At 70.4% G+C, this 20,053-nt stretch carries 19 protein-coding genes; 12 read left to right on the top strand and 7 right to left on the bottom strand.

The genetic code is table 11. The features are described from left to right. Positions 1-26: 26 nt before the first annotated feature. Complete coding sequence (locus tag GF068_RS15430) at positions 27-1,403, bottom strand: DUF1552 domain-containing protein (RefSeq protein ID WP_153820151.1); 1,377 nt, start codon at positions 1,401-1,403, stop codon at positions 27-29. Further along, positions 1,400-3,046, bottom strand: a complete 1,647-nt coding sequence (locus tag GF068_RS15425) for a DUF1592 domain-containing protein (protein ID WP_240806932.1) — start codon at positions 3,044-3,046, stop codon at positions 1,400-1,402. Before GF068_RS15425 ends, GF068_RS15430 begins: the two co-directional genes overlap by 4 nt. A 231-nt stretch (positions 3,047-3,277) precedes the next feature. Here GF068_RS15425 and GF068_RS15420 point away from each other — a divergent pair, with 231 nt between their 5' ends. Continuing rightward, positions 3,278-4,663 carry a hypothetical protein gene (locus GF068_RS15420; RefSeq protein ID WP_153820149.1) on the top strand — a complete coding sequence of 462 codons (1,386 nt, stop codon included), beginning with the start codon at positions 3,278-3,280 and terminating at the stop codon, positions 4,661-4,663. Between the two features lie 7 nt (positions 4,664-4,670). Continuing rightward, complete coding sequence (locus tag GF068_RS44260; RefSeq protein WP_206079481.1) at positions 4,671-5,186, top strand: hypothetical protein; 516 nt, start codon at positions 4,671-4,673, stop codon at positions 5,184-5,186. A gap of 370 nt (positions 5,187-5,556) precedes the next feature. Here the strand turns inward: GF068_RS44260 and GF068_RS15410 are convergent, their stop codons facing one another. Continuing rightward, positions 5,557-5,853: a DUF2288 domain-containing protein gene (locus GF068_RS15410; protein ID WP_153820148.1), complete on the bottom strand. Its 297-nt coding sequence runs from the start codon at positions 5,851-5,853 to the stop codon at positions 5,557-5,559. A gap of 56 nt (positions 5,854-5,909) precedes the next feature. Between GF068_RS15410 and hisA the strand changes: the two genes are divergently transcribed. The 9 genes from hisA (at position 5,910) to GF068_RS15365 (ending at position 15,295) form a co-directional block, all read left to right on the top strand. Beyond that, positions 5,910-6,632 (top strand): 1-(5-phosphoribosyl)-5-[(5-phosphoribosylamino)methylideneamino]imidazole-4-carboxamide isomerase, encoded by a 723-nt coding sequence (hisA, locus tag GF068_RS15405; RefSeq protein WP_153820147.1) that lies wholly within the window; start codon positions 5,910-5,912, stop codon positions 6,630-6,632. 73 nt (positions 6,633-6,705) lie between these two features. Further along, positions 6,706-8,025 carry a tetratricopeptide repeat protein gene (locus GF068_RS15400; RefSeq protein ID WP_338046404.1) on the top strand — a complete coding sequence of 440 codons (1,320 nt, stop codon included), beginning with the start codon at positions 6,706-6,708 and terminating at the stop codon, positions 8,023-8,025. Positions 8,026-8,035: 10 nt separating this feature from the next. Further along, positions 8,036-8,707: a CDP-diacylglycerol--glycerol-3-phosphate 3-phosphatidyltransferase gene (gene pgsA, locus GF068_RS15395; protein ID WP_338046403.1), complete on the top strand. Its 672-nt coding sequence runs from the start codon at positions 8,036-8,038 to the stop codon at positions 8,705-8,707. A 13-nt stretch (positions 8,708-8,720) separates the two neighbouring features. After that, entirely contained in the window at positions 8,721-9,068 is a 348-nt protein-coding gene (locus GF068_RS15390) for a hypothetical protein (RefSeq protein WP_338046402.1), read from the top strand. A gap of 11 nt (positions 9,069-9,079) precedes the next feature. Beyond that, complete coding sequence (gene epmA / locus GF068_RS15385; protein WP_338046401.1) at positions 9,080-10,402, top strand: EF-P lysine aminoacylase EpmA; 1,323 nt, start codon at positions 9,080-9,082, stop codon at positions 10,400-10,402. Continuing rightward, on the top strand, positions 10,393-10,953 hold the full coding sequence (locus GF068_RS15380; protein WP_153820145.1) for a hypothetical protein: 561 nt from the start codon (positions 10,393-10,395) through the stop codon (positions 10,951-10,953). The genes epmA and GF068_RS15380 overlap by 10 nt, the downstream gene beginning before the upstream one ends. 10 nt (positions 10,954-10,963) lie before the next feature. After that, positions 10,964-12,289 (top strand): MFS transporter, encoded by a 1,326-nt coding sequence (locus tag GF068_RS15375; RefSeq protein ID WP_153820144.1) that lies wholly within the window; start codon positions 10,964-10,966, stop codon positions 12,287-12,289. Between the two features lie 151 nt (positions 12,290-12,440). Then, complete coding sequence (locus tag GF068_RS15370; protein ID WP_153820143.1) at positions 12,441-14,348, top strand: protein-arginine deiminase family protein; 1,908 nt, start codon at positions 12,441-12,443, stop codon at positions 14,346-14,348. Next, entirely contained in the window at positions 14,345-15,295 is a 951-nt protein-coding gene (locus GF068_RS15365) for a HEAT repeat domain-containing protein (protein ID WP_153820142.1), read from the top strand. The genes GF068_RS15370 and GF068_RS15365 overlap by 4 nt, the downstream gene beginning before the upstream one ends. Before the next feature lie 165 nt (positions 15,296-15,460). On the opposite strand, the gene GF068_RS15360 is transcribed toward GF068_RS15365, so the two are convergent. Genes GF068_RS15360 through GF068_RS15345 form a run of 4 tightly spaced genes read right to left on the bottom strand, consistent with a single transcriptional unit; the run spans position 15,461 to position 18,884 of the window. After that, positions 15,461-16,114, bottom strand: a complete 654-nt coding sequence (locus tag GF068_RS15360) for a radical SAM protein (protein WP_338046400.1) — start codon at positions 16,112-16,114, stop codon at positions 15,461-15,463. A 16-nt stretch (positions 16,115-16,130) separates the two neighbouring features. Continuing rightward, the gene (locus GF068_RS15355; protein ID WP_153820141.1) at positions 16,131-16,979 is read right to left on the bottom strand and encodes a biotin--[acetyl-CoA-carboxylase] ligase; all 849 of its coding nucleotides are present in this window, start codon (positions 16,977-16,979) and stop codon (positions 16,131-16,133) included. Then, complete coding sequence (gene nadC / locus GF068_RS15350) at positions 16,976-17,878, bottom strand: carboxylating nicotinate-nucleotide diphosphorylase (RefSeq protein WP_153820140.1); 903 nt, start codon at positions 17,876-17,878, stop codon at positions 16,976-16,978. The genes GF068_RS15355 and nadC overlap by 4 nt, the downstream gene beginning before the upstream one ends. 10 nt (positions 17,879-17,888) lie before the next feature. Further along, a complete protein-coding gene (locus GF068_RS15345; protein WP_153820139.1) occupies positions 17,889-18,884 on the bottom strand; it encodes a 3-oxoacyl-ACP synthase III family protein in 996 nt (331 codons plus the stop codon). 200 nt (positions 18,885-19,084) lie between these two features. Here GF068_RS15345 and GF068_RS15340 point away from each other — a divergent pair, with 200 nt between their 5' ends. Continuing rightward, positions 19,085-19,927, top strand: coding sequence for an MFS transporter (locus tag GF068_RS15340; protein ID WP_153820138.1), 843 nt, complete (start codon positions 19,085-19,087; stop codon positions 19,925-19,927). Positions 19,928-20,053 lie beyond the last annotated feature (126 nt).

Raw genomic sequence — 20,053 nt, 5'->3', positions numbered from 1 at the left:
CGGCTCGCCGAGCGGAGCCCCCAACGTCAGGCGATGATCTCGGTGAGCATGCCCTTCGGCAGCTCGGGATCACCAAAATCGTCGAGCGGGCCTCCCGCGCCGTTCTTGCAGCCGAGCGCGGCGCCGATCGTGCCGAGCAGCCGGCCGTTGTGCACGCCGTTCACGTCGACGTACTGGCCCGTCTTCAGGTAACCATTCGCGCCGCCGCAGAGGACGTACGGGACGTCGGTGTACGAGTGGTACTTGTTGCCGAGGTCGTTCAGCCAGACCGCGACGCCGAAATCGAGCAGCGATCCCGAGCCGAGATCGTAGGACGCGAGTTTGTCGAGAAGGTACTTGAACATCCGCGCGTGGATGCGGTCGATCTCGTGGTGCAAGAGGTGCGCGCCCTCGATCGGCGGGCCCTCGGAGCCGTCGCTGTCGATGCGGTGCGAGATCTTGTGGAAGCTCTTCTGCTTGACGCCGTTGATCGTGTACTGCGTGCTGTCGTTGCCGTCGCCGATCTGGATCGTCGCGGCGCGTGTCGTCCCGCAGGCCATCGCGAGCGCGATGATGTCCATCTGCATCCGCGCGACCTTCTCCAGGTTGTCGTTCGCGCGTGCGTCCGGGCTCATCGCCTCCATCGCCGCGACCTCCTCGGCCGTGAGCGCGCACTGCAGCCCGACCTCGAGGTCGCGGATCGACTGGAAATGCAGGTCCAATCGATCCCGATCGGCCTTGCCGAGGTCGCTGCGCGTCATGAGCGATTGCATCTGCTCGCGCACGAGGTCGTTCACGCTCTTGCGCTGCGCGGCGAGCTTCTTCAGGACCTCGGGGTCGAGGTTCGAGAGGCCGAAGAGCGCCTTGTAGGCGTTGATCGGGTTGTGCTCGGCGGCGCGGATCACCTTCGCCTCGCGGTACGAGAGCACCTCGTTGATGTAGCCGGCCTTCTTGCCGGCATACAGCGTGAGGGGCTCGACGCCCGCGGGGTTGAGCTCGCGCGCGATGCGGTTGTCGATCGACTCGCCCATCGCGAGCGACTCGTTGCCGCTCGGATCCTGCGAGACCTTCTGCGCCGTCAGGCACTGGTTGCCGCCGCCGGAGTGGCCGCAGCCGTTGCCTGGGAACGCGAAATTGATGCCCTTCACCAGGATGAGGCGCGAGGCATACGCGCTGAGCTCGCTGACCGCGCGATCACCCTCCGCGTTCATCGACTCGGTCGTGAGGGCGCCAGTCTGGCTCGGCCAGAACATCTCGGGTTCGTCGTTCGTCTGCTGCACGACGCCGTTCGCCTGGCGCATGAAGATGGCGAAGGGCGGCACGTCACCCGGGCCGGCCTCGGCCTTGCGCGGCGAGAAGCTCTCGATGAACGGGAGCGCGAGCGAGACGCCGAAGAGTCCTCGAAGAAAATGACGGCGATTCATGGCGCGACCTCCACGGGGCGGCGGGTCGAGAAGGCTTCGGAGCCGACGAGCTCGAGCAGGAGCTCCTTGACGGACATGCCCGTGCGCGAGGCCTCGCCGAGCTTCTCGATGAGCACGGCGTCCTCGACCTCGGCGTCCCGGCCATAAGCGAACTCGAGCCAGTTGCGCGCGAAGCACTCGTTCGCCTCGCGGCTCTCGGCGAGCATCTGGCTCCACGTGATGGCGTCGTCGAAGCTCGCCATCCCGCCGCCGAGCGGATACGCGTCCGCGGCGTCGACGGGGAAGCCGTTGTCCTCGGTGCGATAACGGCCGATCGCGTCGTAGTTCTCGAACGCGAAGCCAGCCGGGTTGATGAGCGTGCCGTGGCACGAGGCGCCGCACGTGCCCTTGCCGGTGTGCGCGGCGACGAGCTCACGCGTCGTCTTGCCTTCGGCCGGCGGCAACGGCGGGACGTTGTTCGGCGGCGGCGGGAGGCGCGCGCAGAGGATTCGCAGGTTCACGAAGACGCCTCGATGAATCGGGTCCGAGGCGCGCGCCGTGCCGTTCGCCGCGAGGAAGCCGGCGCGCGTGAGGATGCCGCTGCGTTTCTCGGGGTCGAGCTCGACCTTGCCGAACTCGGCGCCGCTCGGCGCGTCGACCTCGTAGACGGCCGCGAGCCTCTCGTTCACGAACGCCGTGCGCGAAGTGAGCAGCTCGTGCAGGCCTCCCTCCTGCGCGAAGACCACGTCCTCGACGAAGAGCTCGGCCTCGCGGACGAGGTCCTGGCCCATCTCGGGGACGAACTCGGGGAAGACGGCCGGGTCCTTGTAGAGGTCCTCGAACTTCCTCCAGTCGAAGAGCTGGCTGTGGAACGAGAGGATGACCTCCCGCGCCTTCGGATCGGCGAGCATTCGCTCGGCGTGGGCGCGCAGGCCCTCCTTCGTGTCGAGCTCGCCCGCGGCGGCGGCGTCGAAGAGCACGTCGTCGGGCATCGTGTTCCAGAGGAGGTACGAGAGCCTCGACGCGAGCTCGTACGAGCCGAGCGGGATCAAGCCGTCTTCCCGGGGCTCGCGCGTGCCCTCGACGCGGTAGACGAAATGCGGCGACTGGAAAAACGCCGAGAGGACGTGCGCGACGCCGGCGAGGAAGGCATCCCCGTCGATGACCGTCGGGGCCAGGTTGAAGAGCGCGACGTGCTCGTCGATCTCCGCGGCCGTGAGCGGCCTGCGATACGCGCGCTTGCCGACGGCCTCGATGAACGCGCGGGCGCGGGCCTCGTCGCCTTGCCCCTCGTCGGCGGGCACGAGCAGGGCGACCTTCGCGGGATCGGCGACGATCATCGCCGCGAGCTCCTCGGCGGCGCGCTGATAATCGGCCCACAGGTTCGGCGTGACCGCGAGGACCGCCTCGTTGTTGTCGAAGACGCCGCCGAGCGGGTCCCCGGTGAACGACGTCGAGAGGCCCGGACGCTGCTCGAGGCGCAAAACGTCACGGACCGAGTTTTCCCACTGCGTGTGGGTCAAGCGCGGGAAGGCGCTCCGCTCGGGGATCGATTCGACGGCTTGTTGTTCGTCCGGTGCACCGCCGATCGTCCCGACACACGAGGGCAAGAGACAAGCGAGGACGAGCGCTCCGGCGCGAAGCAGCGTCGGAATGCGGCGCATGACGGAGGAAGGGGCGCTATGAGTCTCCATGCCGGCCACCTCCAGGGCTTTGGCGAATTCGGTGGTATGCCGACTCTCCACGCGCGTCAACGACGGAGCAGCCCAATGACCCGCGAATCCGTCGATCGCATTGGGACGAATCTTTCCATCGCAATGGTATGGGATTTTGCTGTCACGGCTGTGATTGCGTAGGGCTTTACCCCCGGGCCAAGGCCCCTGTAGGCTCACGCCGTGCTTGCGACGAACGCGGTGCCGCGACGGGCGGCGATTCGCTCGAAATCCAGGCGCACGGCGGTCTTCGCCGTCGCGCTCGTGACGCGCCTCGTGGCGCCCCTCCTCGGCTTCGTGGCCTTCGCGGCGGCGAGCGCGCCGGCCTCGGTTTCGGCCGCGGAGCCCGCGGCGACGAAGGTGCTGGCCGTGCACGTGGAGGGCCCGGACGCGGCCTCGGTGCGCGCCGACATCGAGGCCTCGCTGCCGGATCGGATCACCGTCGCCACGGCGAAGGAGTTCTCGGCGGCGCTGAAAAAAGCGGGCCAGGGCAAACCGCTCGGCGCGGCGATGACGAACCCGAAGCAACGCGGCAAGCTCGTGCCGAAGGTGCAGAAGGCGGCGTCGAGCCTCGGGGCCGACGCGGTGCTCGTCGGGGTCGTGCAGAAGGTGCGCGGCGAGAAGAAGGTGCACCTCGTCTGGGTGAACGCCGACGACGCCGCGACGCCCGTCGACGAGGCGGTGTCGCTCAAGGGATCCGAGGACGAACGGAGGAAGGGGATCGCCGCGGCGATCACGAGCGCGGTGGAGCAATTCGCGCCGCCGCCGCCGCCCGAGCCGACGGAGGAGGCGGCGCCGCCGCCGAGCGAGGAGAAACCCAAGGAGGAGGAGTCGCCCGAGCGGGTGCGGCACCAGGCGGGATCGTCGATCATCACGGCCGAGGTCGGCTTCGAGATGGGCGGGCGCGTGTTCACGTACTCGGACGGGATCTCGGGGAACCTGCGGCGGTACGACGTCTACGGCGCGCCCATGGCGGCCGCGGCGATCGAGGTGTTCCCGGCGGCGATGACGACGATCCCGGTGCTCCGGGATCTCGGGATCACGGCGGGGTACGCGCGCGCGTTTGGCTTGCAATCGGCGACGGAGGACGGGGATCCGGTGGGCACGGTCTACCAGCGGATCACGGCGGCGCTGAAGTACCGGATCCCGATCTCGCGGCCGACGGGGCCGGTCATCGGCGTGCTCGGCGGCGTCCGGTGGCAGACGTTCGAGATCGACGCGCCGACTGCGCTGCGCACGCAGGTGCCGAACGTCGACTACCTCGCGATCCGCGCGGGCGTCGACGGCTGGTTCCCGATCGGGCCGGTGGCGGCGATGGTGGGGTTCGAGTGGATCGAGCCGCTCGCGACGGGTGAGGTGTACGAGCGATTCTCGGGGCCGTCGGTGCACGGCATCTCGGCGACGGCGGGGCTCGCGGTGCGCTTCGAGTCGGGGCTGCAAGTCCGCCTGTCGGGCGAGTACCTTCGGTTCTTCTCGGGCTTCGATCCCGTGCTCGGCGATGCGTACGTGGCAGGCGGAGCGCTCGATCAATTCTTCGGGGTCCGGCTCGGCCTGGCCTACATGGATTGAGGAGACGATGAACAACACGCGTTTCTTCCGGCTCTTCGTCGCAGCACTCGGAGCCCCCTTCGTCGCCCTGCTCGCGGCAGGTTGTCCCGGCACGTTGACCGAGGAGGAGAAGGCGATCTTCCAGGGCGGCGGGGCCTGCCCGGACGTGCCCGCGATGCTCGCGGAGAAGTGCGGCTCGGCGAACTGCCACGGCCCGGGATCGGCGTCGGTGGATCTGGCCTCGCCGAACGTGGCGTCGCGGCTCGTGAGCGTGGCCGGGACGGAGTCGTGCGGCAGCGCGATCCTGGCGAACCCGGTCGATCCGACGGGCAGCCTGATCTACGCGAAGCTCGTGGATCCGCCGCCCTGCGGGCTGAAGATGCCGCTCGGCGGGTCGATGACCGATCGCGAGGTGGAGTGCGTGAAGTTGTGGATCGAAGGGCTCGATCCGCAGGCGGGCCCCGGCTCGGGCGGCGGCGGCGGGATGGGCGGCGCCGGTGGCATGGGCGGCGCCGGTGGCATGGGCGGCGCCGGCGGGATGTAAGGTAGGCCCCACGAACACGAGACCTGAAGGCGCGTGGACGAGACCCTGAGGTATCGTGCACGAGACCTGGAGACGCGCGCGCGAGACCTGGAGACGCGCGTTCGTGACAAGGAACACGTGTGCACGAGACCTCGAGACGTGCGCTCGTGACCTGGGACACGTGTGCACGAGACCTCGAGACGTGTGGACGAGACCCTGAGGTATCGTGCACGAGACCTGGAGACGCGCGCGCGAGACCGGAAGACGCGCGGTCGTGACCTGAAACACGCGCGGTCGTGGCCTGGAGACGCGTGGACGAGACCTGGAGACGCGCGCTCGTGACCTGGAGACGCGCGCTCGTGACCTGGAGACGCGCGCTCGTGTCGAGCGCCTAGGAGAGCGCCTTCGCGGGAGGCCTGCGGATCAGCACGAAGGGCTGCACGATCGCCGAGAGGAACCGCGCGCTCGTGTCGAGCGACCAGCGCGTGAGATCTTCGGTCGTGGGCTTCTGGAGCTTGCCCGCGCGGATCCAGGCGTCGACGGACGCGACGTCGTTCTTCGCGAGGGCCACGCCCACGTCGAGCAGATCGAGCGCGTCGTCGACGATGATGACGGCGTCCCGCGCGAGGTGCGCGCGCAGGTCGCTCCAGTGGACGTCCCCGAGGGTCTCGGCGATACGTTCGCGCATGATGGCGGGAGCCTAGCTTTTCCTCGGCCCGGTTCCATCGTAGGCCTCCGTTCGTCATGCAGATCCTCCCCGCGATCGATCTCTTCGAGGGCAAGGCCGTCCGGCTGCATCAAGGGCGCTACGACGCCGTGACGGTCTACGACGCGGATCCCGTGGGCCTCGCGGCGCGGCTACGCGGGAAGGTCGAGGCGCTACACGTGGTGGACCTCGAGGGCGCGCGGGAGGGCCGGCCCGTGCAGAAGGAGCTCGTCCGCGCGGTCGTGCAGGCGTTCGGGCCGGGCGTCGAGGTCGGCGGCGGGGTGCGCGCGGCCGAGACCGCGGAGCAGTACCTCGCGCTCGGGGCCGAGCGGGTCGTGCTCGGGACGGCGGCGATCCGCGACGTCGTGATGGTCCGGGCGCTCGCGAGCGCGCACCCGGGGCGCGTGGTGGTCGCGCTCGACGCCAAGGACGGGTTCGTCGCGGTGGAGGGGTGGGTCGAGACGTCGACACGCACGGCGCTCGACGTGGCGCGGGATCTCGCCGGCGCGCCCGTGGCGGCGCTGCTCTACACGGACGTCGCGCGGGACGGGACGCAGGCCGGGCCGAACGTCACGGCGACCGCGGCGCTCGCCGAGAAGGGAGGTTTTCCCGTGATCGCCTCGGGCGGCGTGGGGACCCTCGAGCACCTCCGCGCGCTCGCGCGTGTCCCGGGCGTGGCCGCCGCGATCGTCGGTCGCGCGCTTTACGAGCGCGTCTTCACGCTGGAAGAGGCCATCGCGGCGGCGGCCCCCGCTGCGTGACGCGCCGGCCGCGCGCGGGCAAAACGCCCGGCGCGCCCTTTTCCCGAGGCGATCATCGTGTACCCTTCGCGCCGTGGCCGATCGAGCATCCCCGCCGCACCCGACGCGTGATCCGGCAGAGGACTTTTTGTTCCACCTCTATCGCGGCGGCGAGCTCTTGCAGGATGGTCGCCTCGAGGAGGCGCGCGCGGAGCTCGAACAGGCGCTCGTGCTCTCGCCCGCGGACGCGAAGGCCCAGGATCTGGTCGGCGTGGTCTACTTCCGGCTCGGCCTCTATCCACGCGCGATCGGCGTCTTCGAGAAGCTCGTGCACGATCACCCCGAGGCGCACGAGCCCCGCGTGAACTTCGCGCTCTGCTTGCTCAAGACCGGGCAACCCGCGCGGGCGCGGCAGGAGCTCGAGAAGGTGGTCTCCGCGCACGCGGGGCACAAACGCGCGTGGGGCTACCTCGGCCTCGCGCACCAGGCGCTCGGCGACGCGGATCGCGCGCTGCACGCGTTCACGCGGGGCGGCCACGACGCGATGGCGCGGCGGGTGATGGACGCGAGCGGCGGCACGCCGACCACGGAGCGCAGGCCTTCGTTCCACGAGATCGATCGCTCGGCCGACCTCACGCCTTCGAGCGCCCTGCCGCAGTCGCTCTCGGCCGGCTGGGACGCGCTGCTCGCCGCCGCGGAGGCCACGCCCGCGCGCGCGGCGCAAGCCGCGACGAACACGACGAACACGAAGGCGCACTCGGACACGCCGCCGCGTGGGCCGCTGTCGCCGACCGATCTCGGGCGACGACACACGCTCACGTTCCCGGCCGAGGGGAAGATCGCCCTGCACCCGGGCGGCGTGTTGCTCGTGGCGGCGACGAGTGGTTTCGCGGTTCGGCCTTCGCTCGTGCGCTCGATGGCGTACGCGGGCGGGCTCAAGCACAAGCCGATGATGCGCAGGATGCGCGGCAAGTCGCTCGAGGAGCCGCTCGGCGGCGAGGGTGACGCGCTCGTCGAGCTCGAGGGGCGCGGCGATCTCGTGCTCGCGCCGCCCGCGGACCACGAGCTCGTGTCGATCAGCCTGGAGGAGGAGCCGCTTTACCTGCGCGAGGATCTGCTCGGCGGGTTCGAGGGGGCGATGAGCTACGAGAACGGCCGCATGCCCGCGGGGGAGGGCGAAGCGGTCGGGATGGTGCAGCTCCGCGGCCCGGGCACGCTGGTCGCGCGCTTGCGAGCGCCGCTGCTCGCGCTCGACGTCCGCGAGGGCAAGAGCTCCGCGCTGCACGCGCCGAGCGTGCTCGGATGGATGGGCCGCGTGATCCCGCGGGCGCTGCCCCCGAGCGAGGCCCTCGGCGGCGCCCGGAGTTTTGTCGTTTTCTCCGGCGAGGGCACGGTGCTGCTCCATGGTCGCTAGCGGCTCGAAGGTGGACAAAGCGTCGCTGCGGCAGATCAAGGCCGCGCGGCGGAAGACGCTCTGGGAGGACGCGAAGAACGTCCCGAACCTCCTGACGTTCGCGCGGATCGTCATGATCCCGATCGTCTTGATGCTGCTCGGGCGCGGCAGCCCCCACGACTGCTTCTGGGCCGCGGCGGTCTACGCGCTCGCGGCGATCACGGACATGCTCGACGGGTGGCTGGCGCGCCGGCAGGGCCTCGTGAGCGTGCTCGGCAAGTTCCTCGATCCGCTCGCGGACAAACTCATCGTCACGGGCACGCTCGTCTGGCTGGTGCCGATGGGGCGGATCTCGGCCTGGGCGGTCGTGCTCTTGATCTCGCGCGAGATCACGATCACGGCGCTGCGCTCGATCGCCTCGTCGGAGGGCATCATCATCGCCGCGGGCGAGGGCGGGAAGACGAAGACGGCGCTGCAGATGATCGGGATCGTGTGCCTGATCCTCGGCTACCCGTACTGGTTCACGATCGGCGTCTTCGACTTCGGCGTCGTCGATCTCGTGCACGTGGGGAGGATGTTGATCTACACGTCGCTCGTCTTCTCGCTCTGGAGCGCGGGCCGGTACATGAGCCTCTTCGTGGACGCCATCGACGCGAAGAACAAGGCCGCGTACGAGGGACCGGAGCCTTCGCGGGAAAAATGATAAGAGAGGCGGCGTGATTTCCCGCCGTATCTTCTTCCCGGGGTTCGTCCTGGTCGCGCTCGCCGCGGGCCTCGCCTTCGCCGCGTGCTCGAACCAGGGCGTGGGTCAGGCCTGCAGCATCGACAACAACAGCACGGACTGCGAGGACGGCCTCGTGTGCGTGTCGAAGACCGAGCTGCTCGGCAACTCGGACATCTGCTGCCCGCCGACGGGCAGTGACGATCCGGCGTGCACGCCCGGGGCGCTCACGGGCGGCGTCGGTGGTGGTGGCGGCGCGGGCGGCGCAGGTGGCGCGGGTGGACAAGGCGGCGCGGGTGGACAAGGTGGCGCGGGTGGCGCGGGCGGCGCGGGCGGGGGCTGAGCCTCACGCGCGTGGCGACGTTGAACGAAGCCCTGGTGTTGCCGTTCGCTCCGAGTGATCTCGACACGCTCGCGGGCGCGCCCGGGTCGATCCGCGTGGCGGGCCGGGTCCTCGAGGTCGTGGGGGACGAGGTCATCCTCGCCGACGCGTTCGCGCGCGTGACGATCACGCTCACCGAGGGCACGGTCGCGCCCGCGGATCTCGTGGTCGTCGAGGCGTCGTTCTCCGCAGGCAAGCTCGAAGGCGGCCGCGTGATCGAGCGGCACGGGCCGAAGACGCCAAACGTCTCGCGAGGCGCGGCGAGTGAGGAGCCCGAGACCGAGACCGAGCGGCTCGTCCTTCGTGGCGTGGGGCGCGCGCTGCGGGCGCGGGCGGAGGCGCTCGCCGAGGTGCGATCGTTCTTCGTGCGCCAGGGTTTTCTCGAGGTCGAGACGCCCTCGATGGTCCCCTGCCCCGGGCTCGATTTGCACCTCGATGCGTTTGGCATCGAGGGGTTCGGGGCGCAGGACGCCGAAGGCGCTCCGAAGCCCCGAGCGTCGACTGGAGCGCCTCAGGGTCGCCCGCTCTGGCTCATCACGTCGCCCGAGTACCAGATGAAGCGCCTGCTCGTGGGCGGCGTTCCCCGTTGTTTCCAGCTCGCGCGTTGTTATCGCCGCGGCGAGATCGGCAGCCGCCACAACCCCGAGTTCACCATGCTCGAGTGGTACCGCGCCTTCGCCCCGATGGATGCGGTCGTTCGCGACACGGAGGAGCTCGTGCGTTCGGTCGTCACGAAGCTCGCGGGGTCGAGCGTGATCGAGGTCGAGGGGACCCGCGTGGATCTCGCGGCGCCGTTCGAGCGGATCGAGGTCGGCGAGGCGTTCGCGCGGTACGCGGGCACGAGCCACGACGAGGCGATCACCATGGCGAGCGAGGACGCGGATCGGTTCTTCCGGCTGCTCGTCGAGGAGGTCGAGCCGAAGCTCGCGCGCCTCGGCCGGCCTGTGTTCGTCGAGAGGTTCCCCGCCCCGTTCGCCTCGCTCGCGCGGCTCTGCCCGGACGATCCACGTGTCGCGGAGCGCTTCGAGCTCTACGTGGGCAGCGTGGAGGTGTGCAACGGCTTCGGCGAGCTGACGGATCCGGTCGAGCAGCGCGCGCGTTTCGAGCGAGATCAGGCCCAGCGGCGCGCCGAGGGCAAGAGCGTCTATCCGATCGACGAGCGGTTCGTCGCGGCGCTCGCGGAGGGGTTGCCGCCCGCGGCCGGCAACGCGCTCGGCGTCGATCGGCTGGTCGCGCTCGGCATCGGCGCGCGCGCGATCGGCGACGTCACCGCCTTCCCCTACACGTGGTTGTGAAGGCGGAGCGACCGAGCCACGAGGCGCTCGTCGCCCTCGAAGGAAAATACGCGGAGATCGCGGAGCTCCGGCGCGCGCGTGATCGCGGCGAGCCGATCCCCGAGAAGGCCGTGTTCAAGGCCCTCGCCGAGCGGTTCCCGGGCGCGCTCTGCGAGCTCGACACGTTGCCGCTCGACGTCGTCGACGCGCGCCTCGAGGCGATCCGCTCGGCCCTCGCGGGCGGCGGGATCGAAGCCTGGATCGCTTGGATGATCGGTTATCACGCCCTGCTCCGCGCGAGCCTGCGCATCCGGATCCGCGCGGTGAGGGATCGTTCGTGCTCGGACGAACGGGCGGGCGAGCTCGCGAAGGACGCGTCGATGCACGCGGGCATCGAGGTCGACGTGGCGTTCGTGCGGGCCACGCTCCGCCCTCCCGCGGGGCGGATCGCGGCGGTGGTCTACATGCGCCTCGAAGCGCTCTTCGACGCGCCGGCCTCGGCGATCCGCGCGGCGCTCTTCCCGCGGCTGCGCGATCGCCGCGCCGCCTCGGGCGACGAGCAGGCGTGGTAGCCTCGGCGCGATGAGCGAGCCGGCCCCGAACCCCTACGCGGCTCCCGGCGAGGCCGATCCACCGAAGGCGCGTGGCACGACGCTGGTGGAGAGCCGGATGCTCCGCTTCGTCTTCTTCGGCTTGCTCTACCTCGCGCAGGGCATCCCGTGGGGCTTCCTCGCGGGTGGTTATCGTGTCTTCTTGATCGACCGCGGCCTCAGCAACGAGGCGCTCGGCGCGGTCATGCAGGTCGCCTACCTGCCCTGGAGCTTCAAGGTCTTCTTCGGCCCGCTGCTCGATCGATACCGCGGCGGTCGCTTCGGCCGGCGGCGCCCGTTCATCGTGCTGGCCGAGATCTTGATGGGCGTGCCGCTGCTCGCGCTCGCGGCCGTGGATCCCGCGCGGCTCGGCCTCGTGAACGTGCTGCTCTTCCTGCACAACACGTTTGCCGCGCTCCAGGACGTGGCGGTCGACGGCCTGGCGGTGGACATCTTGCCGGAGCACGAGACCGGGCGCGCCAACAGCATCATGTGGGCCGGCAAGGTCGTGGGCGTGATGATCGGCGGCGCCGGCGCGGTGCTCGCCAAGCACGTCGGATGGCAAGCGACGTTCGTCGCGATGACCTTGCCGGTCTGGCTGATCATGCTCGTGCCGCTGCTCGTGCGGGAGCGACCTCGCGGCGAGGACACGCGCCTCGCGCAGGAAGGCAAGCGCCTGAACGTCCCCGAGCTCGTCCGCACGTTGCGCTTCTGGCCGGCGCTCTCGGGGTTCTTGCTCGGCTTCGTCATGCCGGCGGGCTTCGCGCTCGTCGGCACGTTCACGACGCGCCTCTACCGCAAGGACCTCGCGCTCTCGGAGGAGGCGCTCTACTTGCTCACGGTCATCGACACGCCCGCGGGGGTCGTGGGCGCGCTCGTCGGCGGCGCGCTCGCCGATCGAATGGGCACGCGAAAGACGATGGCCATGAGCATGACGCTGATCGGCGTCGTCATGGCGACGTTCGCGTCGCTGAGCGATCTCTGGCCGCGGTACGCGCTGCTCGTCGTGTACGGGGCGACGCTGCAGATCGCGATCTGCTCCTACAGCGCGTCGGCGCTCAAGTTCTTCATGCGGCTCTCGAACCCGGCCCTCGGGGCGACGCAGTTCACGGCGTACATGGCCATGACGAACCTCTGCTACTCGTTCACCGCGCGCTACGGCGGATGGATGGCGGATACGTTCGGCTACCAGCGCGCCTTCTTCATCGCCTCGGTCGTGCAGGTCGTGGTGATCCCGCTGCTGCTGCTCTGCGATCCGAGGAAGGCCGAGGCGCACTTCCGCGCCGAAGAGAACGTCGCCGCTGCACCCCAGATGTGACGCAGGGGCCGCGCGAACACGCTCGGCGAACTATTCCTGCCTCACGTGAAACGTACACATTTCGACACGATTCGACGCTTGTCGCGCGGCTTTTGATCGGCCTACATCGATACCCTCACGCGGGACGAAGCGATCGTTCGAGGTGAAACGAATGCGAAGACGATGGACGTGGCTGTGCGCCGCGACGCTCTCGGGAGCCGCGCTCGCGGCAGGGTGCGGCGGGGCCGACGAGGATCTCGGGCTCGGCGCGGGCCCAGGCGTCGGAGGCGGCGCCGGACAAGGCGGCGCGGGCCAGGGCGGCGCAGGGCAGGGCGCCGCAGGCCCGGGCGGCGCAGGGCAAGGCGGCAGCGGCGGGCAAAGCGGAGGGCCCAAGAGCCCCGCCGATCTCCGCGCCGACGTGAACCGCAACGGCACGATCGATCTCGACGATCCCACCGAGGATCAGGGCGAGGACACCTGGGACGCCCAGCACGGCGCGATCTTCCTGGCGAACGTCGACGACGATCAGGAGCAGTGCCCCTCGAGCGGACAGACGGACACGCAGCTCGTCGGCTGCAACGACGCGGCCGATACGGTGGTGAACGGCGAGGAGGATCTCGCCGATCTCGCGCGTATCGTGGCCGCGCCGTGGCCCGAGGCGTACGCCGACGCATCGGGCACGATCACGGTGAGCGCGCCGGAGCAAGTGCGGCTCTTCCGGAAGACCGAAGGCGGTACGTTCGAGCTCTTCGATCCCTCGACGACGCTCGGCCAGGCGGATCTCGCGGCGGGCGTCGAGCTCGCGATCGAGGCGCGTGACATCGTGCGTGACGAGTCCACGTGGGACGGGTTCGTCGACGTCTCGCTGACGGTGACGGGCACCGAGCCCTCGGGCGCGCCGATGCCCGAGACGAAGGACACGGTGCGGCTGCGCGTCGCGCCGGTGCTCTTCCGCCACCACCTGCACCCGGCGCGCACGATCTACGCGGCGGCCCAGAATTCCACCTCGTCCACCGCCTTCCGCGACGACCTGAAGGCGGCCATGCAGGTCGCGAGCCTGGCCGAGCCGCTCTACGAGCACCAGAGCCAGGATCAGTGGACGCAGGACTACTTCGAAACCGCGTACACCTCGATGCCCGGCCCCGGCGGCAAGCAACACGTGATGCACGTGAACTTCCGCTCCGCGAACCACACGGGCAGCCTGCGCAGCGCGGGGCGGATCGTCTTCGCGTTACGCGGCAAGGACGTCGCGGGCCTCGCGCAGTTCGATCCGAACCACTCGAACGGCATGGATACGCTGAACTCGTTCGGCAACTTCGAGACCGTGCCGCCGTACACGCACGACGGGAAGAGCTACCCGAACGGACGCGTGCTGCGCGGATCGACCGCCAGCTACTACCCGGACAGGAGCTTCGACCGCATGGTGAGCTCGCAGCGGGAGCAGCCGATCCTCTACATCGACACGGAGTGGCTCCTGGTCGGGCACGTCGACGAGACGACGACGTTCGTCAAGTCGAACACGCCGCGCGGATGGGCGCTCGGCCTGAACGACGTCGCGCTCGCGAAGAAGATGCTCGAGGACGCGAAGGCGGCCGGGCACGGCGACGTGCCGATGTTCGTCGGGAAATACTGGTGGGGGAACGACCCCGCCGAGGTCACGATCAACGAGGTGCTGGCCGATCCCGACGTCATGAACGAGAGCGCCGCGTCCGCGGTCGAGGTCGCCGGGCAGCTCGAGGTGCTGAAGCAGGAGACGGGCATCACGGACGCCGAGATCATCCCCATCCCGTTCCTGCACGAGCCGGCGCAGGGCTACTCGCTCGCGTACCAGCCGGGCACGGTGAACGGGATCTACCTCTCGGACACGGTCTTCGGCCCGCCGAAGCCGCACGGGCCGAACATCAACGGGCAGGACATCTTCGAGACGCAGCTCGTCGAGGCGTTCAAGCCCTACGGGATCACGGTGAGCTTCATCGAGAACTGGAACCTCTACCACCGCAACAGCGGAGAGGTTCATTGCGGGTCGAACACGACGCGGGTCGTGCCGGAGACGAACCCCTGGTGGGGAGGTGCACTGTGAAGGCAAAACGAGTCCTGGGGATCGGGCTGCTCACGGCCGGGCTCCTGCTCTCGGCGCTCACGGGCGCGGCGAGCGCGGCCGAGGGCGTGTGGATCGGTCCGGACAAACTCGCCGCGCAGGACCGAACGACGCTCGTGCAAGCGATCGGCTCGGCGCGGAGCCAGAACCCCGCGGCGTTCGAGACGCTCGCGCGGCTGCGGGAGGACATGCCGGCGCTCGACGCGCAGAAGCGCGGCCGGTACGTGCCCGTCGCGGCCATCTTGAAGCGCCTCGGCAAGGACGTGCTCTTGCCGGTGTTGAACGAGCTCGCGGTGGACGCGAAGCCGCGCGGCGACATGTCCGCGGACGCCTGGCACGCGTGGCGCGTGGGCCTCGTGGAGGCCGCGGGCACGCTGCGGGACGGCCGCGCGGCGCCCGTGCTCTTCGCGATCCTCGACGCGCCCGAGGAGAACCCGGATCTCGTGCGCGCCGCGGCCTCGGCGCTCGGCAAGCTCGGCACGGACGCGGCGGCGCAGAAGCTCGTCGCGCTGGCGAAAAAGGAGGGCCCGAAGCAGAAGGGCGTGCTCGCGGGGATGGGCGATTGCCGGCGGCTCGTGGTCGCCGAGGCGCTCGCCTCCACGCTCGCGGCGCGCCCGGACGCGGAGACGGCCATCGTCGTGGCGCGATCGCTCGGCGACGTGGGCTCCGCGTGGGCCTGGCAGACGCCGATCATCGCGGCGAGCGGCGAAGAAGAGGCCGTGCGCTCGACCGCGGCGCGGGCGCTCGTGGCGTCGTATCTGCGTTACGAAGGCGAGGCGCGCGCGGCGATCACGAAGGCCGTGCTGATCGTGGATCACCCGTCCACGCCTGCGCTCGTGGAGCAAGCGAAGCGCGGCGCGAGGCCGGGGGATCAGGCGGCGCTCGACGCGCTGCTCGAGCGCTTCAAGAACAGCCCGCTGCATCGCTGACCCGGTCGACCGCGCTTCGCGCGGTCGTCCTCGGTCCAGGCCGTGCCTGGTCCGGGTCCAGGGGTGGATAACCCCGGGGTTTGGGGCGTAGCTCGGCTTGCCGAGCGTAGCCCCATCGTCGACCAGACGGGCCCGGGGTGAAACCCCGGCGCTACGCCACCCGCCTCAAACGCCCTGCGCCTCCGCGCCCCAGATGATCTTGTGGAGCTGGACCTGCACGCGCACGAGCAGGCCGTCCTCGAGCACCCAGGCCACGAGATCCTTCGGCGCGAGCTTTCCCCACACCGCCGAGGCGAGCAGCGTGCAGCCGAGCCGCGTGAGCTCGCGCTCGCGGATCACGCCGCGCATCCACTCGTAGTCGGCGCGATCGGCCAGCACGAACTTGATCTCGTCGCGCGGCCCGATGTGCGCGAGGTTCGACCAGCGGTTGCGATGGCTCTCGCCGGAGCCGGGGGCCTTGAGGTCCATGATCTTGTGGACCCGCGGATCGACGCGTGAGACGTCGGCCTCGCCGCTCGTCTCCACGAGCACTGTCCGGCCTGCGTCGCAGAGCTCGCGCAGGAGCGGGATCGCGCCGGGCTGCAGGAGCGGCTCGCCCCCCGTGAGCTCGACGAGGGGCGTGCCGGAGGCGAGCGCACGGTCGAGCACCTCGCCGCGCCGCATTCTTTGGCCTCCAAAGAATGCCTGCGTCGTGTCGCACCAGGCGCAACGCAGGTTGCACCCCGTCAAGCGTACGAACGTGCACGGCAGCCCGGCGAACGTGGATTCGCCCTGGATGCTCGAATAAATCTCGTGGACGACGAGGGTGTCTTCCTTCACGTGCGGCGGGACGTTCTTACCCCTCGGCCCCGCCCGCGCCAGGTCCGCCACGAACACGAGCGCCCGGCGAGCCGAGCGGGCCGTGCGTCGTGACGCTCCCGGAGCCGATGCGGTGCGTCTCTCCGTCGCTCCCGATCACGAGGAGGTAGCCCTCGTGATCGATGCCGGCCGCCGTCCCCGAGATACCCGAGACGTCGATGGGGACCCCGCGGAGGACGTCGCGGCGCTGCAGCTCGCCGTGGAAAGCGCCGAGGCCGTCGGCCTCGAAGCTGCGCACGGCGTGGCCGATCTCGGCGAGCAGACGCGCGGCGAGCGAGGATCTGTCGAGCCCGGCTCCTCCGAGGGCGTGGAGCGAGGTCGCGCGGGAGGCGAGCTCCGCGGGGAACGAGGCCGCGTGCACGTTGAGCCCGACGCCCGCGATGACCGCGTCGATCGTGCCGCCGCGCAGGGCCGTCTCGACGAGCAGGCCCGCGAGCTTCTTGCCGTCGACGAGCACGTCGTTTGGCCATTTGACACCGGCCCGCGCGCGGCTCGCCCCGAGCACCTCGTCGACCACACGCGCCACGCACACGCCGAGGACGAGCGCGAGCGGCGGCAAGGCGCGCGGGTCGATCCTCGGGCGAAGGACGACGGAGAGGTAGAGGTTCTCCCCGGGCGGCGAGTGCCACGCGTGGCCGCTGCGGCCGCGTCCGCGCGTCTGCGCGTCGGCGAGGAAGGCGGCGCCGTGGGGCGCGCCGGAGGCCGCGGCGCGGCGCGCGTCGTCGTTCGTCGAGGCGGTGATCCGTGCGACGACGACGGGCCGGCCGATGCTCGCGCCGAGCCTTTCGAGCTCGGCCTCGATGCGGAGAGGGTCGAGGTCGTTCAAAGCGGGGGTTCGGGGGCAGAGCTCGGCTCGTCCGAGCGGAGCCCCCGAGCGTCGACCAAAAAGTCGAGGCCGATGTCCGCCGCGGGCGCCGAGTGCGTGAGAGCTCCGACGCTGATCACGTCGACGCCGGCGAGGGCGAGCTCCGTGATGCGCTCGAGCGTGATCCCGCCCGAGGCTTCGAGGATCGGGCGAGGCGTGAGCGAGGCTGCGCGGGCGACGGCCGTTCGAACGTCCTCGGTCGAGAAGTTGTCGAGCAGGATGATGTCCGCGCCGGCTGCGATCGCCTCTTCGAGCTGCACGAGCGAGTCGACCTCCACCTCGATCCGCGACGTGTGCGGGGCGTGGGCCCTCGCGCGCTCGACGGCGCGGCCGATGCCGCCGGCCGCGACGATGTGGTTGTCCTTGATCATCACCGCGCTGCCGAGGTCGTTCCTGTGGTTCACCCCGCCTCCCATGCGGACGGCGTACCGCTCGAGCGCGCGCAGGCCCGGCGTGGTCTTGCGCGTGTCGGTGATACGCGTCCGCGCGACTGTCGGCACGGCGTCGACGTAGCGGCGCGTGATCGTCGCGATGCCCGTCATGCGTTGCACGAGGTTCAGCGCGGTCCGCTCGGAGGCGAGCACGGCGCGGGCCGGCCCGCGCACGCGCCAGAGCGTCGTCCCGGCGGGCGCGGCGCTGCCGTCCGGGACCAGCGTCTCGACCACGCAGCGTGGATCGACGCGCGTGAACACGCGGCGGAAGACCTCCGCGCCGCAGGCGACGACGGCCTTGCGCGCGACGGCGGCGGCGTCGGCTCGGGTCTCTGCGTCGACGCACGCCTCGCCGGACAGGTCACCGCCGGCGAGGTCTTCTTCGAGCGCGCGATCGACGATGGCGTCGAGGAGGGGAGGAGCGATCATCGGGCTCTTCTTACCACCGGAGCACGGCGGCGCCCCAGGTGTAGCCGCTGCCGAAGGCGGCCGTCAGCACGGTCGATCCTTCCTTGATGCGGCCGTCGGCGACCGACTCGCTCAGGCCGATGGGGATCGTCGCGGCCGTCGTGTTGCCGTACCGCTCGATGTTGTGGACGACCTTCTCCGGCGGCAAACCCAGCTTGTCGGCCACGTACTGGTTGATGCGCATGTTCGCCTGGTGTGGGACGAACAGGTCGATCTTGCTGATGTCGATGCCGGCCGCGGCGAGCGCCTCGCGGCTGACCTCGGGCATCTTCTCGGTGGCCCAGCGGAAGACCTGCTTGCCGTTCATCTTGGGGTAATGATCGCCGCGCTCGAACATCTCCTGCGTGAGCCGCGGGATGTGCTTCGACGCGGGCGCGGGCAGCCAGAGATCTTTCGCGCCCGTACCATCGGCGTGCAGGTGGATCGACATGAGGCCCCGATCGTCGGACGGGCTCGCGCCGACGAGGGCCGCGCCTGCGCCGTCGCCGAAGAGCACGGCCACGTCGCGGCCGCGCTCGGTGAACTCCACGCCCGTCGAGTGCACCTCGGCGCCCACGACGAGGATGTTCTTGTAGGCCCCGGCGCGGATCCACGCGTCGGCGACGCTGAGCCCGTAGAGGAACCCCGAGCACTGGTTGCGGACGTCGAGCGCGGGCACGCCGGGCAGGCCGAGCTTCTCGCCGAGGAAGCAACCCGAGCCGGGGAAATTGTGGTCCGGGCTCAGGGTCGCGAAGATGATCATGTCGACATCGGAGACCTTGCGACCGGCGCGCTCGAGGGCCATCTGCGCGGCCGGCACGGCGAGGTCGCTCGCGCCGATCCCGTCACGCTCGATGAACCGCCGCTCCTTGATGCCCGTGCGCTGCTGGATCCACTCGTCGCTCGTCGGCATCGTGCGAGCGAGGTCGTCGTTGGTCACCACCTTGGTCGGCACGTAATGGCCGACGCCCAGAATCGCTGAACGCATCCCTGGGCTCGTAATGCGACTCGGCCGGGTATCAAAGGCATAACGACCGACACGGTGCGTCAGCGGACGAGATACGTCCGACCGAGCGGACGCGGCAATGGCCGCGTATGATTTTTTGCGGTGTCGCGTTCGCTCCGTCGCTCCATTTCGCGACTGTTTTCCGTCATGCTCGGGCGGCCGTAGGAGGGACACAACGAACGATGGAAGGTCGCGAGGCGAAGGTACGAGAACGAGAGCTGCTCCGGCGTGAACACGCGGAGCTTTCGGCGGCGTGCCTGGGACGGGAGCTCCGGGTGCCGCTCAGGAACCCCTCCCGGATGCTCTGGGTGTTCGTGGTGTTGCTCGGGCTCGGCTTCGCGCTCGGCGTCTCGGTCGGGATCACGCGTGGCGGCGCGACCGGCGTCGGGCTCGCCTCGTTCGGCGTGGTGCTCCTCGGGTGCGGGGTCTACGCGGCCGTGCTGGCGAGGCGCTTCGGCGCTCGGCAGGACCTCGCGATCGTGCTCGGGCTGCGCGCGCTGACGGTGCCTGCGCTGCCGCTCGTGCGCGGCGGGACGGTGGAGGTCGCGTACGAGGATCTCGAGGGCGTCACGCTCATGCCGTCGGGCGGTCGGCTCGTGCACGTGCTCCGCACCTCGGATGGCTTCGTGCCGTTGCCGCTCGAGCGTCTCCCGCGCGAGGCGAAGAACACGAAGCTCCCGCTCCGGATCCACGTCCGGGCGACGCTCGCGCGGAGGCGGCCGCGCCTCTCGGCGACGCGGCTCGCGGCGGTGGAGGCGCAGATCCTCCACGAAGGCCCGAGCCTCGGTGCCCTCGTGGTGACGAAGGACGGCGCGCCGGAGGTGCTCGCGGTGCTGCGCGACGAGGCGCACCTCGGCGCGTGGCTCCTCTCGGGTGAGCTGCCCGCGGACCACGAGATGATCTGCGCGCAGGACGTGCTCGACCCGATGGGCGACGCGCTGCGGGACGCGATCGGCGCCCTCGTGGAGGTCGGAGACGCCCCTGTGAAGGCGAGACGGATGCGCGCCGGGGACGGGCAGCGCTGAGCGAGCGCGGGTCCGCTTCGATAACTGCTTCCGTATCCACGAGCTCGCCGCCGCCCCCTGACCCGCGGGCGCCCTCGCTCCTCACCTCCCGCCCTGGATTTTCGCGTCCGTCCCGCGAGATCACGA

The sequence above is a fragment of the Polyangium spumosum genome, from assembly GCF_009649845.1.
GTDB lineage: Bacteria > Myxococcota_A > Polyangia > Polyangiales > Polyangiaceae > Polyangium > Polyangium spumosum.
Note: the sequence above shows the minus strand (reverse complement) of the source record. Positions and strands in the feature narration are given on the sequence as shown.